This window comes from Streptomyces sp. NBC_00390, assembly GCF_036057275.1.
Classification (GTDB): domain Bacteria; phylum Actinomycetota; class Actinomycetes; order Streptomycetales; family Streptomycetaceae; genus Streptomyces.
On record NZ_CP107945.1, the window covers coordinates 325,833 to 341,657 of the forward strand.

The 15,825-nt window shown below is 70.5% G+C and carries 13 protein-coding genes and 2 pseudogenes; 12 read left to right on the forward strand and 3 right to left on the reverse strand.

Features of this window, described 5'->3' with window-relative positions; translation table 11 throughout:
* Positions 1-62 precede the first annotated feature (62 nt).
* Positions 63-1,205, forward strand: a complete 1,143-nt coding sequence (locus OHS70_RS01410) for an NAD(P)/FAD-dependent oxidoreductase (RefSeq protein WP_328392755.1) — start codon at positions 63-65, stop codon at positions 1,203-1,205.
* Between the two features lie 116 nt (positions 1,206-1,321).
* A pseudogene (locus OHS70_RS01415) lies at positions 1,322-1,495 on the forward strand (ATP-binding protein); the annotation flags it as partial.
* A 77-nt stretch (positions 1,496-1,572) separates the two neighbouring features.
* Here OHS70_RS01415 and OHS70_RS01420 read toward each other — a convergent pair.
* On the reverse strand, positions 1,573-2,406 hold the full coding sequence (locus tag OHS70_RS01420; RefSeq protein ID WP_328392757.1) for an NAD(P)H-binding protein: 834 nt from the start codon (positions 2,404-2,406) through the stop codon (positions 1,573-1,575).
* 250 nt (positions 2,407-2,656) lie between these two features.
* Here OHS70_RS01420 and OHS70_RS01425 point away from each other — a divergent pair, with 250 nt between their 5' ends.
* The 7 genes and pseudogenes from OHS70_RS01425 to OHS70_RS01455 all read left to right on the forward strand — a co-directional run bounded on the left by OHS70_RS01425 (position 2,657) and on the right by OHS70_RS01455 (position 8,633).
* Positions 2,657-3,097, forward strand: coding sequence for a DDE-type integrase/transposase/recombinase (locus tag OHS70_RS01425; protein WP_328392759.1), 441 nt, complete (start codon positions 2,657-2,659; stop codon positions 3,095-3,097).
* Positions 3,098-3,251: 154 nt separating this feature from the next.
* Positions 3,252-3,413, forward strand: a pseudogene (locus OHS70_RS01430) (Lrp/AsnC family transcriptional regulator); the annotation flags it as partial.
* Between the two features lie 58 nt (positions 3,414-3,471).
* Positions 3,472-4,119: an ABC transporter permease gene (locus OHS70_RS01435; protein WP_328392761.1), complete on the forward strand. Its 648-nt coding sequence runs from the start codon at positions 3,472-3,474 to the stop codon at positions 4,117-4,119.
* A complete protein-coding gene (locus OHS70_RS01440) occupies positions 4,112-5,407 on the forward strand; it encodes a betaine/proline/choline family ABC transporter ATP-binding protein (RefSeq protein WP_443062547.1) in 1,296 nt (431 codons plus the stop codon). Before OHS70_RS01435 ends, OHS70_RS01440 begins: the two co-directional genes overlap by 8 nt.
* Before the next feature lie 98 nt (positions 5,408-5,505).
* A complete protein-coding gene (locus tag OHS70_RS01445; RefSeq protein WP_328405353.1) occupies positions 5,506-6,273 on the forward strand; it encodes an ABC transporter permease in 768 nt (255 codons plus the stop codon).
* Entirely contained in the window at positions 6,273-7,262 is a 990-nt protein-coding gene (locus OHS70_RS01450; protein ID WP_328392763.1) for a glycine betaine ABC transporter substrate-binding protein, read from the forward strand. The genes OHS70_RS01445 and OHS70_RS01450 overlap by 1 nt, the downstream gene beginning before the upstream one ends.
* 804 nt (positions 7,263-8,066) lie before the next feature.
* Entirely contained in the window at positions 8,067-8,633 is a 567-nt protein-coding gene (locus tag OHS70_RS01455; protein ID WP_328392765.1) for a hypothetical protein, read from the forward strand.
* Positions 8,634-9,059: 426 nt separating this feature from the next.
* Here OHS70_RS01455 and OHS70_RS01460 read toward each other — a convergent pair whose 3' ends face one another.
* Positions 9,060-9,707, reverse strand: coding sequence for a hypothetical protein (locus tag OHS70_RS01460; protein WP_328392767.1), 648 nt, complete (start codon positions 9,705-9,707; stop codon positions 9,060-9,062).
* Positions 9,707-9,910: a hypothetical protein gene (locus OHS70_RS01465; RefSeq protein ID WP_328392769.1), complete on the reverse strand. Its 204-nt coding sequence runs from the start codon at positions 9,908-9,910 to the stop codon at positions 9,707-9,709. Before OHS70_RS01465 ends, OHS70_RS01460 begins: the two co-directional genes overlap by 1 nt.
* A gap of 609 nt (positions 9,911-10,519) precedes the next feature.
* On the opposite strand from OHS70_RS01465, the gene OHS70_RS01470 reads away from it, so the two are divergent.
* From OHS70_RS01470 to OHS70_RS01480, 3 genes are read left to right on the forward strand one after another with little or no spacing between them, the layout of a single operon-like run.
* Entirely contained in the window at positions 10,520-11,338 is an 819-nt protein-coding gene (locus tag OHS70_RS01470; RefSeq protein ID WP_328392771.1) for a hypothetical protein, read from the forward strand.
* A complete protein-coding gene (locus OHS70_RS01475; RefSeq protein ID WP_328392773.1) occupies positions 11,338-13,614 on the forward strand; it encodes a bifunctional serine/threonine-protein kinase/ABC transporter substrate-binding protein in 2,277 nt (758 codons plus the stop codon). The genes OHS70_RS01470 and OHS70_RS01475 overlap by 1 nt, the downstream gene beginning before the upstream one ends.
* Before the next feature lie 10 nt (positions 13,615-13,624).
* On the forward strand, positions 13,625-15,796 hold the full coding sequence (locus OHS70_RS01480) for a bifunctional serine/threonine-protein kinase/ABC transporter substrate-binding protein (RefSeq protein WP_328392775.1): 2,172 nt from the start codon (positions 13,625-13,627) through the stop codon (positions 15,794-15,796).
* Positions 15,797-15,825 lie beyond the last annotated feature (29 nt).

A 15,825-nucleotide genomic window follows, 5' to 3' on the forward strand; every position in this document is an offset into this window, starting at 1 on the left:
ATGTGCGGCCGATTGTCCAGGGTGGCACCGAAGCCGCCCATACTCCCAGAGGAAGTCATGCCATGAGCCATCGCCTCGTCGTCGTGGGCGCCGGTTACGCCGGTCTGCTGGCGGCCAAGCGCCTCGCCCGCAAGCTGCGCCGCAGCGATGTCACCATCACGCTGGTCAATGCCTCAGACCGGTTCGTGGAACGGGTCCGGCTCCATCAGCTGGCCGCCGGGCAGAGATGGGCGGCGCCGTCGTTGCGTCAGCAGCTCACCGGTACATCGGTCCAACTGGTCGTCGCACGCGTGACCTCGATCGACACCACTGACCGGACCGTGTGTCTGGACCTCGCGCCCGGAGCGATCGGCTACGACACCCTGGTGTATGCGGTGGGCAGCCGGGCGCGGCTCGACGATGCCCCGGGGGCAGTCGAGCATGCGTACGCCGTCGCCGCCCCTGAGCAGGCGACGCGGTTGCGGCACAGGGTTGCCGAGATTGCACCAGGCGGCACTGTTGCGGTGGTCGGCGGAGGGCTGACCGGCCTGGAAACCGCCTCCGAGCTGGCCGAGAGCTATCCCGAGCTGCGAGTCCGACTGTTCACCGGTGCCGATGACGTTGGGTCCGGGCTCACGCCGCGAGCCCGGACCCACCTGCGGCGTGCTCTCGAGCGACTGGAGGTCTCGCTTCATCCGAAGACCGTCGTCGCGGCAGTGCGGAAGGACGGCTTGGACATCCGCGATGGCGCGCCATTCGCCGCTGACGCCGTTGTATGGACCACCGGGTTCCGTGCGCCGGAGCTGGCTCGCATGGCAGGGTTCGCCACGGATGAGAGCGGCCGGATGCTCGTCGACGCCACCCTGCGCTCGGTCTCGCACCCCGAGGTGTACGCCGTCGGCGACGCGGCGGCCGGGGTGTCGGTGAGCGGGGCACCGAGCCGGATGTCCTGCCAGACAGCGCTGCACATGGGCCGAGGTGTGGCCGATGTCGTCGCGGCTCGGCTGGCGGGCAGGGAACCCGGGCCCGTTCGGATCGGTTACGCCTTCACCAACATCAGCCTTGGCAGGCGTGACGGTGTCGTCCAGTTCACCCATGCCGACGACCGCCCGCGCAGGTTCGTCCTGACAGGACGCGCTGCGGCGGCTTTCAAGGAGGCTGTCGTGCGAAGCACGGTACGTTCCGGGCGGCGCGGCGAGTCGGGCAGTGATGAGTCGGATTCCTGAGCCAACCCGACTACCGCAGACGATCTTGCGACCTCACGAGGTCCGCTCACGAACGCGTACCAGCACCTGGGGACGTTCACCTGTACGCGGCTGGGGAGCCGAGGCCGTACGCCGACATCGCCTCCAACGAGTCCTTTGGAGGCTGGACCAAGGCCTTCACCGACCCCCGCCTCTGCGCGGCCATCGTCGACCGCCTCACCTTCAACGGCACCATCCTCGAAACCGGCACCGATTCCTGCCGCCTGGCCAGCACCCGGGCACGAGCTGAGGAGCCCGCCAAGGCCGGCTGATCTCTGCCCCACTGCCTGCCCCGACGGCTAGCCGTCCTGCTGTCGGGGCACGATGAACGTGCTCAGAATCGGGCGGCTCAGCGGAAGGCGGTGGCATTCTCTGAGGCCCATTGCTGAAACGTCCTGGCTGGGGCACTGGTGATCTGGGGAACTGTGTCACGCACCATGAGCAGCTCGTCGTTGACGTCGCCACCCGTCAGGTCAAGCACCGCGTCAGCGGCTTCGTCGCCCAGGAAGACGGTCATCTGACGATGGGCTTCCTGTCGGCTGATCTCGGCGAACGGCACCTTCCGCCCCAGTACGGTCGCGATGGCCCCGACCTGTTGCCGGGCCGTGACCCTCTCCGGACCAGTCAGCGCATACGTCCGCTCTTGGTGGCCGGACTCGGTCAGTGCCACCCGAGCCACCGATGCGATGTCCGCAGGGTGGATCGTAGGGAGACCGGTGTCTGCATAGGGCACGCGGACCGTTTCGTGCTCGCGGATCGTTCCCGCCCACCACAGGGCATTCGAGGCGAACTGTGTCGGCCGCAGGATCGTCCACGTCATGCCGCTCTCCTTGAGCAGTTGCTCGACAGTCAGGTTCTCGCCGGCGGGGCCCAGGTGCGGATGGGTCTGGACGGTAATGGACGAGACCAGCACTACGTGTTCCACGCCTGCCCGCTGGGCCGCCTCGATGATCTCGGCGTCCGGACCCATGCGTGACACAAGAAGCAGCGCTCGGACCCCCTCCAATGCGGGCTCCAGTGAGGCTGTCTCAGCGAAGTCACCAGCAACGGCTTCGACCCCTTCCGGGAAAGCGGCCCGTGCAATGTCACGGGTGAGCCCCCTCAACGGTCCGGCGCCGAACGCCTGGAGCTCTTCCAAGAGGGCACTTCCTATATTTCCGGTGGCCCCGGTCACGAGGATCATGAGGTCTTCTCCTGTCATCAGGCGGTGATCAACATGCCGTGACGTTAAGACCTCAACCAAGGTTCAGGTCAAGAAGGATTGGCAGGTGTCGCGAGCTGGGCACGTTCATCCGCGTGCTTCTCCGGGTACGCAGCCGACAACGAACACCTGTTTTTGCGACAAAAGCGCCGTCATTTCGTCTCAACATTTACGAGCCTCAAGACGGCAAGCCCGACGTCCAGGCCGGCGACCTCGACGCACAGAGGCCATCGTGGGCATCCACACCGCCTCCCGCGCCACCTACGGGTCCCGCCGGGTGCACGCCGAGCTCGGTCTGGGCCTGCGCATCCATGTCAGCCACGGCACCGTGGAGCTGCTGATGCAGCGCGCGGGCCTGCACGGCCTGCCCGGCAACCGGCGCTCCCGCGCCAAGCACGTGACCCCATCCGTCACCGACCTGGTGGAGCGGAACTTCACCCGCCACGCCCGGGACCAGTTATGGGTCACCGACATCACCGAGCACCCCACCTTTGAGGGCAAGGTGTACTGCGCGGTCGTCCTGAACACGTTCTCGCGACGCGTGGTGGGCTGGTCGATCGACGCCTCGCCCACGGCGGCGCTGACCACCAACGCCCTGGACCGCTCCGAACCGTCCCCCACCTTCGGCGTCGCCGCCCCCTTTGAATTCACTGAACTGCGGACAGAGCCCTGAAAATCCCCACAGCTGCTCTTACTCCCCCGCCACCCGGGGAGAGTCGTGTCGGATGCCCGGGTGGGTCAGCGGTTGGCGAGCAGTGCGAGTTTGCTGAGCCGGTGATGCGGCACCCGTCGGGCGCGGCCCAAGTACTCCTCGCCGCTGGCGGGGTGGTGACATGCTGTGCCGTTTGGTGGCACGCTCGAATGCCGACTTGCAGCGCGTGATCGACCGGATGGTGGGATTCGATGGCATCGTGCGGGCCTCGACGGCGATCAGGTTGGAGAATCCGGGGCGCTCCGGATCACTCCCACTGGTGCGCCAGGCGCCGCGGCAGGCGCCGTATGGACCGCTGACCGCTGGAGGACCGGCCTTGAGGGAGGGACCGAGAAGTGAGCTTCTGGGAGTACCTGGGCACCCGCTACCAGCAGCTGCTGGTGGACGCCTATCAGCACGCCAGCGCCGTCTTCCAGTGCATGGTCGTCGCCACGGTGCTCGGGGTCTTGATCGGCGTCCTCACCTACCGCACCGAGTGGGCGGGAAACCTCGCGATCACCACGACCGCAAGCATCCTCACCGTCCCCTCCCTGGCTCTCCTCGGCCTGCTCGTCCCGGTCGTCGGCCTCGGCGTCGCGCCGACCGTCATCGCGCTGACGCTGTACGGACTGCTGCCCGTGGTCCGTAACGCCGTCGTCGGGTTGCGCGGGATCGACCCGGCCCTCGTCGAGGCCGCCAAGGGCATGGGGATGTCACGGTTCGCCCAGCTGCTCAGGGTCGAACTGCCCCTCGCCTGGCCGCCGATCCTCACCGGTGTCCGGGTGTCGACCCAGATGCTGATGGGCATCGCGGCGATCGCGGCCTTCGCCTCGGGGCCCGGGCTCGGCAACCAGATCTTCCGCGGGATCTCCAGCCTGGGCAGTGCGAACGCGCTCAACGAAGTACTGTCGGGGACGCTCGGAATCGTCGTCCTGGCCCTGCTGTTCGACGCCGGCTACGTGCTGATCGGACGGCTCACCATCTCACGGGGGATCCGTGGCTGACTCTGCCGAAATCGTCGACCCGACCTCCCCGACGTCCGGCGCCAAAGGCCCCAGCGGATCCGCCCGATCCGCCGGGCCCGACCGGCCGGCCGCCGCCGGCGCGGGTATCCGGCTGGACAACCTCACCAAGCGCTATCGGGACAGCCAAGCCCCGGCCGTGGAGGACGTGACCCTGGACGTCGCGGCCGGCGAAACCGTGATCCTTGTGGGGCCCTCGGGCTGCGGCAAGAGCACCACCCTCAAGATGATCAACCGGCTGATCGAGCCGACCTCGGGGCGGATCACCATCGGCGGCGAGGACGTCACCGGCATCAACCCCGTGGCGCTCCGCCGCACCATCGGCTACGCCATCCAGGCCACGGGCCTCTTCCCGCACATGACCGTCGCCGAGAACATCGCGCTCGTTCCGAAGATGGCCGGCTGGCCGCGCGCGAAGGTGCGGGACCGGGTCGAGGAGATGCTCGAACTGGTCGGGCTGGATCCCGGGGAGTTCCGCGGCCGCTATCCGCGCCGGCTCTCCGGCGGCCAGCAGCAGCGGGTCGGGGTGGCGCGGGCGCTGGCCGCCGACCCGCCCGTGCTGTTGATGGACGAGCCTTTCGGGGCCGTCGACCCCATCACACGCGAACGCCTGCAGGACCAACTCATCCGTTTGCAGCGCGAGTTGGGCAAGACGATCGTCTTCGTCACGCACGACTTCGACGAGGCCATCAAGGTCGGCGACCGGATCGCGGTGCTGCGCGACCGGTCGCAGATCGCCCAGTTCGACACTCCGGAAGCGATCCTGGCCAGACCTGCGGACGACTTCGTCGCCGGTTTCGTGGGCGCGGGAGCCGGGGTGAAGCGGCTGCACCTCAAGCGTGTACGGGAGGTGGAGCTCGCCGACGTCCCGACCGCCACCGTCGACGACCCGCTCGACACCGCCCTGCACCTGCTGGACGCGGGCTCCGCCTCCGCCGACCACCTGCTGCTACTGGACCGTGAGCGGCGCCCGCACTCCTGGCTGCGACGCGAGGACCTGACGCACGCCCAGAGTGCGCAACCCGCCGGAGAGCCGCTGCCATTGCCGGCGGGCACCCCCGTACGGAGCCGGATCGGGGTGGACATGACGCTGCGGGACGCGTTGGAGGCGCTGCTGGCCGACCGTGCGGGCCGCGTCGCGGTCACGGGACAGGACGGCGCGTACGCCGGCGTGGTGGACATGTCGACACTGCTGAACGCGATGCACGGGGCGCCGGGCGAGCGGGGAGCCGAGGAGGCTCGGCCGACCGGCCGGGGTGAGCCCGCGTGAGCCGGAGCGAGGCCGGTGTCGGGGCCGGTGGTGGAGCCGCTCCCGAGGCCGGCTACGGGTTCCCGGGGCCGGCTCCAGGGCCAGGGCATGACGAGCCCGTGACCCGGCTCGCCGCACTGGACCGGGTCCCGCCCCGTATCACCTGGCAGAAGCTGGTGACGCTGCCGGCCTTCGTCGCGGTCGTCCTCGGTGCCACCGCGCTGTATCTCCGCACCACCGAGCTGGACGCGATCGCCAGGAACGCCCTCGCAGACGGAGCCGTGCGCACCGCACTCCTCCAGCAGACCGAACTCGTCGCGATCTCCACCTTCTTCGTGCTCATCATCGCGATCCCGCTGGGCATCGCGCTGACGCGCGGGGTCCTGCGCCGGGCCGCACCGCCGTTCGTCGCGGCGGCCAACATCGGCCAGGCGACCCCGGCCCTGGGCCTGCTGGCGCTGCTGGTGATCTGGCTCGGCATCGGCCAACGAGCCGCCCTGGTCGGCATCGTGGCATTCGCGGTGCTGCCGGTGCTGAGCAACACCGTGGCCGGCCTGAGGGCCACCGACCCGGCACTCGTGGAGGCGGCGCGCGGCATCGGGATGTCGCCGCTGCTGGTGCTGTTCCGGGTCGAACTGCCCCTGGCCGTACCGCTCATCCTGGCGGGCGTACGGACCGCGCTCGTGCTGAACGTCGGCACCGCGACGCTGGCCACCTTCGGCGGCGGAGGAGGACTCGGGGACCTGATCTCTTCCGGCATCACCAACCAGCGCATGCCGGTGCTGGTGCTCGGCTCCGTACTGACGGTCGCCATGGCGCTGATCGTGGACTGGCTGGGGATGCTCGTCGAGTTGCTGCTGCGCCCACGCGGCCTGGAGGTGGACTGATGCGCCTGACCCGGGTACGGACGGTCGTCGCGGGCGCGGGCGCCCTGCTGCTCGCCGCCGCAGGGCTGAGCGGCTGCGGACTGACCAGCGGCAGCCCGCTGGCCGACTCGGTGCAGCCCGGCTCCATCGGGAAGGGGCGACCGCTGGAGGGCGCCCAACTGACCGTGACCTCCAAGGAGTTCACCGAGCAGATCATCCTGGGCCAGATCATGGGGCTGGTCTTCAAAGCGGCCGGCGCGGAAGTCCTGGACCGGACGAACATCCAGGGCTCGATCGGTGCCCGCGAGGCGGTCAAGTCCGGTGCGGCGGACGGGATGTACGAGTACACGGGCACGGCCTGGATCACCTACCTCGGTCACACCAAGCCGGTCGTCGACCCGTACGAGCAGTGGGAGGCCGTACGCGACGAGGACCGCCGCAACGGCATCACCTGGCTGCCCGCCGCCCCGCTCAACAACACCTACGCGCTGGTCGCGAACCGGGCGAATGCGCAGAAGTACCGGCTGCGCACCCTCTCCGACGTGGCACGTCTGACGAAGAAGGACCCGGGCGCGGCGACGATCTGCGGCGGAAGCGAGTTCTCGGTACGCGAGGACGGCCTGCCCGGCGTGGCGAAGACGTACGGATTCGCCCTCCGGCGCGGGAACTTCAAAAAGATGGACGACGGCATCGTCTACACCCAGGTCGCCAAGGGCGCGGCCTGCACCCTCGGCGTGGCGGCCACCACCGACGGCCGCATTCCGGAACTCGAGCTGAAGGTGCTGGAGGACGACCGGCACTTCTTCCCCAACTACAACGCAGCACCCGAGATGAACAGCGCCACGATGAGGAAGTACCCCGCCATCGCCGACGTCCTCGCCCCGATCACCAAGCGGCTGACGGGGGCGGAGGCCCAGCGGCTGAACGCGCGGGTGGACGTGGACGGGGAGGACCCGCACGAGGTGGCGAAGGACTGGCTGGTGCGGGAGGGCTTCATCCAGGAGGGCTGACAGACGGCTTCGCCCCAGGCTTGAGCTCCATCACAACCGGCTCACCGCCCCCGAAGAGATCACGGCACGACGGTGCACGTCGGCCCGGTCGTCCGGCAGCCACTTGGTGACGATGCCGGTGAGCATCTGCCCAGTCCCGGGATACCGTCTCGGCCGACAGGAAAAGGGCGCCTGACCAAGGAAGATGCCGTCAGGCGCCCTCCGCAGCGCACGGCTGAGCGGTCAGGCGAGATACGCCCTTACTCCCGATATCTCCCACTGGTATCCCAGCTCCGACCAGCAGTTCCGGGGCACTTCCGGGCCAAGGTCCCGCTAAGTCGCCCTCCGCGTCGCCCATCGGTGCCTCCCAGCGCTGCATGGACTCCTCGATCAGCCGGTTCGCATGGTTCCGCGCTTCAGCCAGGGACTTGGCGTAGTAGCGGAAGAGGACCTGGCCGGGCCCGGCCGGAGTAGATCCCGTCCTCCATCGCGTCCAGGACACTGGTCCCACGTTGCGCACGCCTCCTCGACACCGCCCCGGGCGCTCTGCGTCGCACCCAAGTACCGTCGGACAGAGCCGTCTCGGAACGGCAACCGCGGGCTCTTCGCCCAGCCGCACCGCCACGGGTCCGCGCGACTACGTGTGCGAGTACGCAGTTTCCCGGATGCCGGGGAGGCCAGCCGCTGTGAAGATCGCTCCACGAGCCGCGCGTCGGGGCAGGCTGGATGCTCTTGGGCGTTCTTCCCCTTGGGTCGGAACTGTTTCGGTCGACCGACGCGTCACCGGCGTCAAGCAATATGGGAGCGGTACAGGGAAGGCAACGCATGAACCAGCGTCAGCAAGTCGAATTCCACGCCTCGTGCGGGCACCTGATCTCGGCTCCGGCCTGCCGCGGCGAGCAGGACGTCCGTTGCCCCCACTGCCACCAGGTGGTCCGGGCCCCGTCGGCCGATGTTCCATACGCCTCGCCCGTGCTCCCGCCCGATCCCGCACCGGCCGGTGCGGCGGAGCCGACCGTCCTGACCGCCCTTTACGTGACCGCGCTGATGGCCGGTGTGCTGGGCGCCGCCCTCGTCTACCTGGTCATGTTCAACGAGTTCTCCGAGTCCGAGCTGGTCACGATCACCCCGCTGTGGCTCTTCCCGATCGTCTTCGGCCTCTACGGTTTCGTCTCCCAGCGGCTCCTGCGCCGTATCGCCGCGGGGCGCGCGGGAACCCTTGGACAGGCCGCCCGCATGTCGATCGACTTGGCCGGACTTTGGGCGGCGCTGGTGCTCTTCCCGTTCCTGGTCCTGAGGTGGCGCAGCTCCCTGCTCGTGTCGCTGGCGGCGGCGGTCTTCTGGTCCGTACTGCTGTGGCTCTTCTTCGCAGTGCTCTTCCCGACCCTCTGAGCGCCGCCACGGCATCACGCAACGCGACGAAGGGAAACAGCGATGTCGCCATCGGTCTGCTTGGTGTGTGAGGCAGCTCCCGCACGCTCAATGAGCCAGGCATTTCCTCTGAGAATGTCCGAGCCGGCTTGACGTGCTTACTGGAAGCCACGCGGTGGGTGTGGGATGTGAACCCCGGTGGCTCGCGCCACGACGGCTCTCAAGACCGGTTCTACGCAACGTGGCACGGTGCCGTGGCCTCGGAGACTGGAGCCGCTCCGCCCCTTGGACGGCCTTCCTGGCCCGGAGGCTGTCCGTCCCGCGTGGGCTGACGAGGTCCTTCAGGGACGTGCACGGGCGAGTTCGGGAATGTCCCTCCACACGTGACCACCGCGTACGGTAGGTCGTCGATCGGGTGCTTGGGCACGGCTGGGCGCGGACCCGTCGTCAGCCATTGACGTCGAACGCCAGCGCGGTCAGTAGTACCACCCAACTGAGCATTCCGACCACGCAGATGTCGTAGATGCGGCGCCGGAGCCACCGCGGGCGCCGGTCGGGGTCGGGCCACATCTGCTGGAGGGCCAGCAGCAGCCCCAGCCCGAAGCCGCACAGGCCGAGGAGCGACACGGGACCTGGCACGAGCAGGCCGTTGCCGAACATCCACGCCTCGCCGCCGAGATGGCGCACCGCAAGCGAGGTCGGCCGGTCACCTTTGCACCACCAGGGACGGTCCGGCGAGTTGCCGTAGCACCAGCTTCCCGGCCGCGGCGGCACGTACGCGTCGCCGCGGCCGCCCTTGAGCGTGACGTGCTCGATCTCCGGTCCGCCGTCGTCCGGGCGGAAGGTGCCGGAGCACCAGTACGTCCGGACGACGTCGCCGTCGGACGAGGTCGACTCGTCGTCCACGCACCGCTCGACCACGAGGCGGCCCGGGGTGCCGACCCACCCGGCACCGGCGAGGACCTTCGCGCCGGACAGCCACGCCACGTACAGCCCGGCGATGGCCAGCGACAGGGCGAAGTAGGCGGAGATGGCGCGAAACGCCGGCGAGGTTCGGTCGGTCGTGGTGGCGGACTCCCCGTCCCGCGTCGCCATCAGACCCGACCCCGGCGGGCGCGCAGGGTGCGCGTCACGCGCGTGATGCCGTGGCCGAGCAGCCAGGGCAGCGCCGTTGTGCCCAGGACCAATACGTAGAGCACGCCCAGAAAGTCGTCCCTTTGGATCGGATCGTCCAAGTCGTCCAGGGGCAGCACCGTGTGGGTGACCGGAAACCCCACCGGCTCCAGCGGCACCAGCACCGACCACAACCGGGGCCGCCGGCCGGGTCTACGGGCGCACCACACCCCCAGGTTCCCATGATGAAGGGCCCGAACGGCACCCACAGCGCCACCGGGAAGAGCAGCAGCGCCCACCGGTCGTCCGAAAACCCGCCCGTCATTTGAGCCCCCGTCGTCGTCCGTCGCATGAGTCTCCTCCGCGGCACCTCCTGGAGGCTTCAGGGGAACCACGTAATCGGGTACGTAGGTTCAGCGCCCGGACCGGAGCCTCACGGCAGCGCGTGTACGTGCGGTCCCATACCTTGCCGTTGCAGCCCAGCATCGAACCGCTGGTACCTGACCAGCAGGAATGGCGAAACGCTGCTGGAGTGCCGGATGAGTGACCACGTCTGCGGGCTGCTGGGCCCGGTCGGCAGTGAGAAGGCCGGCGGCTGGTCAAACACCGGACACCAAACCCCGACCACCTCCACCCGGCCTGGTGACCCGCGTTGGGCTGGGCGCCGCCGGGCCTGCCCGGGGCGACACACCTGCGGAATACGTAGCCGGATACGTGGTTCTACTGAGGTCCCGTCTCTCCCAGCCGTCTACGTTCGACGAGTCGGACGGCGCGAACGGTGTTGAGGGGACTGAGTGAGAGACAACGCCCACGGAATGCGGGGCAGTTGGGTGACCCTTTTGGTGGCGGGGAGTCTGCTGGCCGGGTGTTCGGCCCAATCGGACGACGGGGCTTCCCGGCAGAGCGGTTCGCCCTCGGCCAGGACGTCGCCGAGCGCCGAGGCAACCCCGTCGGACGGCTCGTCCGCCGCCGATTCCGTCTTCACGCCCGATGCCTCCCTCGTCCCCCGGACCTCGAAGGACGGTCGCCGCCTGGCCGAGTCCGTCGTGCTCGCCCCGCGCGACTGGGGCCAGGGTTTCGTCGCCCAGGATCCGGGCGAGAGCGCCCCGGGCACCTGGGCGGTGCTGAACGAGAGCTGTCGCTGGCAGCGTGAGAAGCTCCCGCACGGGGTGCTGGCGAGCGCGTCCCGCTACAGCAGGCTGCCTGCCGGCGGAGGCAAGCGCTCGGTCGAGGTGACGGCTGTGGCCACCGTGCACACCTCCGCCCTCGGCGCCGACGAACAGCTGAGCACCACACTCGAAGAGGTGTTGCGCTGCCCGGAACAGCGGCCCCGGTCCGACGAGCGGATCACGGGTCTGATGTCGCTCGGCACCCCCTTCGGCGCCCGCGAGCAGGAGTACGCCGACGACTCCGTCCTCGAGGCCGGCGAGTACGTCGGAAACGGCGGTGCCGCACAGCCGTACCGGTGGATGGTCGCGCGGCTGGGCACGGTCGTCGTGGCCGTCTCCGTGACGGGCGCGAAGGGGAACACCGCACAGGAACTCGAACAATTGGGCAGCAAGGCCCTGGCTCAGATGCTGACGCGCATCGAGCAGCGGTTGAAAGGGAACTGATGGAGCCGCTGCGTACTTCCGACCCCGCCAAGCTGGCGGGCCACCGGCTGCTCGGACGGCTCGGCGCGGGTGGCATGGGTGTGGTGTACCTGGCCCGCTCGGCCGGCGGAACCCTGGTCGCCCTGAAGGTGATCCAGGCCGAGTACGCCGAGGAGTCCGATTTCCGGGAGCGGTTCCGGCGCGAGGCGGACACCGCCCGCCGGATGACCAGCCCGTGGGTGGCGTCCCTCGTGGACGCGGACCCCGAGGCGGCGCAGCCCTGGCTGGCGACCGCGTTCATCCCCGGCCCCTCGCTCGGCGAGGCCGTCGCCGCGCACGGGCCGCTGCCGGTGCGGAGCCTGCGGGTGCTGGGGGCGCGGCTCGCCGAGGCGCTGCGGGAGCTCCACGCGGCAGGACTCGTGCACCGGGACGTCAAGCCCGGCAATGTGCTCCTGGCACTCGACGGACCACGGCTGATCGACTTCGGTGTGGCCCGTGATCCCGAGAACACCGCGCTCACCTCGACCGGTGTCGTGGTCGGCACGCCGGGGTTCCTGCCACCGGAACAGGCGCGGGGTGGGCGGGATCCGGGACCGGCCGGAGACGTCTTCTCGTTGGGCTGCGTGCTGGCCTTCGCGGCGACCGGCCGCCCTCCGTTCGGTACCGGCCCGCTCGACGCTCTGCTGTACCGCACCGTGCACGACGCGCCGGATGTGGAGGGTGTTCCGGCGCAGCTCGCCGAGGTGGTGGACGGCTGTCTGGACAAGGACCCTGAGCTGCGGCCCACGGCCGAGGCGCTGTACGAGGCCCTCACGGACGCCACGCCCTCGTCGCCCGCCTTGCCTCCCGACCCGCGGGAGGCCCTGCGGGCGGTACGTCCTCAAGCGCCCGAGGATGAAACTCCCGGCGAAGAGGAGCGGGCCCCCGGCGAAGAGGCCTGGCTCCCGGAGCCGTTGGTCCGGCTGATCGCGGAACGGTCGGCCGCCGGGCTCGCGCTGCCCGCCGTCGACGACACCGAGGTCGACCCCGCGTCCGCCGGCGCCGCGCCGACGGACACCACAGCCCCTCAGCTTCCGGCCCGTGCCGTCGGCAGGCGCCGTTTCCTGCTCCTGACCGGGGGCGCGGTGGCTGTCACGGCCGGGGGCCCTCTGGCCGCGTGGTGGGCGCACTCCCGTGACGGCAAGGACGACGGCCCCGCCCCGACGGCCACCGGTCCCGTGCACACCCTCGGTCTGCACGCTGACCTGACCGGCGATCAGAAAGCGGTCGGCCGGGCGCAGGAGCGGGGGCTGCGGCTCGCGGTCGACGCGTTCAACTCCCGTGCGGACAGGCCCTTCACACTCGCCGTGAAGACGGTGGACGACGGCGGTGATCCGGCCCGGGCATCCGAAGCGGCCAAGAAGCTCGTCGCCGACCGTTCCGTGCTCGCCGTGATCGGTCCCACCACGGACGCCACCGCCCTGACCTCGCTGGCGACGTACGACGCCGCCTCGCTGCCCCTGATCGCGGTGTCGCCCGGCGCCACCGTGCTGGGGGTGACGGATAGCCGGTCCTTCCTGCACGCCCGGGTGACGGACACGATCCTGCCGTTCTACCTCAACGCGTATCTGCGCGGCACCGCAAAGTCGCGCACGGTCGGGATCGTCGACGACCGGGCGGCGGACGCCTACGCCTGGGAGATCAGCAGCACCCTCGCCAAGATCCGTCGGGACGAACGGCAGCCGGCCGTGCCGAAGGTGGTCAGCGCGTTGCGCACCGATTTCGGGCCGACCCTCGACGCCCTGATGGACGGGGGCGCCGACTCGGTGGTCTTCGCCGGCCATCACGACCGCGCCGCGCTGCTGGCCCGGGAGCTGAGCAGCCGTGACTTTCCGGGGGCCAGGGCCGCCGCGCAGGGGGTGCTCGACGCCCGGTTCCTGTCCGCCGCGGGGGACGCGGCCGACGGCTGGGTGATCGTCGCCCCGGTCATGGACGCCACCGTGGCGCCCGAGGCGAAGGCGTTCACGGCCGCTTACCGCAAACGCTTCGACGCGGAGCCGGAGCGGTACGCCGTGGAAACGTACGACGTGGCGCAGCTTGCCGTGAAGAGTCTGGGCTCACTGAGCGCCCGGCGCCGCACCCGGCAGAACCTGACGACGGCCCTGCGCTCGGCCACGTACAAGGGGATCTCCAGGAACCTCGCGTTCAACAAGGCGACCGGGGCCCTGGTCGTCGACGGCAGCGGGGTCCATCTGTGGAAGGTCGTCGGCGGCCGGTTCGTCTACCAGGGCGCGGCGTCCTTCCAGGTGTCCAGCTGATGGGACGCTGATGGAGTCGTTGCGCGGCGCCGACCCGGCCAGGATCGCGGGATACAGGTTGCTTCGTCGGCTGGGCGCGGGCGGCATGGGCGTGGTGTACCTGGCCCGCTCCCCCGGAGGTGCGCTCGCCGCGGTGAAGGTGATCCGCGCGGCGCACGCGTACGACGCGGGATTCCGGGCGCGTTTCCGCCGGGAGGTGGAGACGGCAGGCAGGGTCATCAACCCCTGGGTGGTGCCGCTGCTCGACGCGGACCCGGACGCCGAGTCTCCGTGGCTCGCCACGGCGTTCGTGCCAGGGCCCTCACTGGCGGAGGCGGTGGAGGAGTACGGCCCGTTGCCGTACGGGACCGTCCGCGTCCTGGGGGCGCGGCTGGCCGAGGCGCTGGACGCGGTGCACGGGGCGGGTCTTGTGCACCGGGACGTCAAGCCCGGCAATGCGCTGCTCGCGGTCGACGGACCACGGCTGATCGACTTCGGTATCGCCCGGATGCCGGAGGACACCGCGCTCACCGCCAGCGGGATGGTGGTCGGCTCCCCCGGATTCCTCTCCCCCGAACAGGCCCAGGGCAGGGGCCGGGAGATCGGGCCGGCCAGTGACGTCTTCTCACTCGGCTGTCTGCTGGCGTACGTCGTGACGGGCGAGCGCCCCTTCGGGCGGAGCTCCGCGGCCGAGATGTTGGTGCGCACGGTCCACGACGAGCCGGACCTGGACGGCGTACCGGAGCCGTTGCTGCCGCTGCTGCGGGCGTGCCTGCTGAAGGAGCCCGGCTCCCGGCCGGCCCTGGCCGAGGTACGGCGGGCCCTGGACGGTGCGGGCGAGGGCGGGGGCTGGTTGCCGGAGTCCCTGGTCCAGCTGATCGCGCGCCGTTCGACCGCCGTGCTCGCCCTGCCCGCCGTCGAGGCAACCGAGGTGTCCGGGGCGACGGCGGCCGACGCACCGACCGGCGACGAGACGGCCGTCGGCCCGGGAGGCGCCACACGCCGTCGCTTCCTGGGACTGGGCTCGGCCGCCGGGGTCCTGGCGGCCGGCGGAACGGCAGCCTGGTGGACGGCGAACCGCCCCGTCCGCGCCTCGGCAACGGACGGCGCCGAGGCGCGGCTGCCGCGTCTGGTGGTCGCCCTGCACGCCGACCTGAGCGGCAGCGGCCGTACGACGGGCCGCGCCCAGGCGAACGGCGTCCGGGTCGCCGTCGACCGCCTCAACTCCCGCGCCGGCCGCGGCTTCGACCTGACGCTCCAGGTGCACGACGACGAAGGCAGCACGGCCCGGGCACGACAGGTCGCCCGGCGGCTGGCGGCCGACGACCGGGTCCGCGCCGTGATCGGGCCGACCACCGACGCCAGCGCGAAGGCCACCCTCGACCTCTACCAGCAGGCACGGCTCCCGATGGTCTCCGTGTCGGTCGGACTCGACGGCCTGTCCTCCACGAAGTACCGGGTGTACGCGGCCACCCGCCCCGGCGACGCGACCCTGGCGGCGGCGATCACCGCGTACCTCGTTCGCACCGCCGACGCCCGCAGGACGGTGCTGATCGACGATGCGACCGAGGGCGACTTCAGCTGGAAGATCTGCGCGGGCATCGATGACGCCGTGCCATCCGGGCAGCGCACCACGGTCCGGCGCGCCCTCGCCGCCGCGGACGATTCGGACGGCGTCTTCCGCGCCCTCGCGGAGTCGGTGACGGACGCGGGCACGGACGCGGTGGTGTTCGCCGGCGGATACACGCGGGCCGCGCGACTGGCCCGCGCGCTGCGCTCCGCCGGCTACTCCGGTGCGCGGCTGGCCACCCAGCGCGCCCTCGACTCCCGCTTCCTCGCCTCGGCGGGCGACGCCGCCGAGGGCTGGGTGTTCGCCACGGCCTTCCTCGATCCGACCCGGGTACCGGCCGCGAAGTCGTTCGTCACCGCCTACCGCGCACGATTCGGCACCGCCCCGCCCTGGTACTCCGCCGAGGCCTACGACGCGACGCTCTTCGTGGCCCGAGCCATGACGGCCCTGGGCGCGTCCCGTGAGGAACGGGGCGCGATCGTGGGCCGGTTGCGCGAGACCGACTACCGAGGGATCACCAAACGGCTGCGCTACGACTCGTCCACCCACAGCTACACGGACGCGATGTACCTGTTCCGGGCGACCGAGGGCGCCTTCCGCTGCCTCGGCGACTACCGGGACGCCACGGCCTGAGCCATGCCTCGTGCCTCGACTGTGGTGTG

What these genes read in the sequence shown, in the direction of transcription:
- OHS70_RS01410 (WP_328392755.1), top strand. Translation starts at nt 63, where the DNA reads ATGAGCCATCGCCTCGTCGTCGTGGGCGCCGGTTACGCCGGTCTGCTG.
- OHS70_RS01420 (WP_328392757.1), bottom strand. Translation starts at nt 2,406, where the DNA reads ATGATCCTCGTGACCGGGGCCACCGGAAATATAGGAAGTGCCCTCTTG.
- OHS70_RS01450 (WP_328392763.1), top strand. Translation starts at nt 6,273, where the DNA reads ATGCGCCTGACCCGGGTACGGACGGTCGTCGCGGGCGCGGGCGCCCTG.
- OHS70_RS01455 (WP_328392765.1), top strand. Translation starts at nt 8,067, where the DNA reads ATGAACCAGCGTCAGCAAGTCGAATTCCACGCCTCGTGCGGGCACCTG.
- OHS70_RS01460 (WP_328392767.1), bottom strand. Translation starts at nt 9,707, where the DNA reads ATGGCGACGCGGGACGGGGAGTCCGCCACCACGACCGACCGAACCTCG.
- OHS70_RS01475 (WP_328392773.1), top strand. Translation starts at nt 11,338, where the DNA reads ATGGAGCCGCTGCGTACTTCCGACCCCGCCAAGCTGGCGGGCCACCGG.
- OHS70_RS01480 (WP_328392775.1), top strand. Translation starts at nt 13,625, where the DNA reads ATGGAGTCGTTGCGCGGCGCCGACCCGGCCAGGATCGCGGGATACAGG.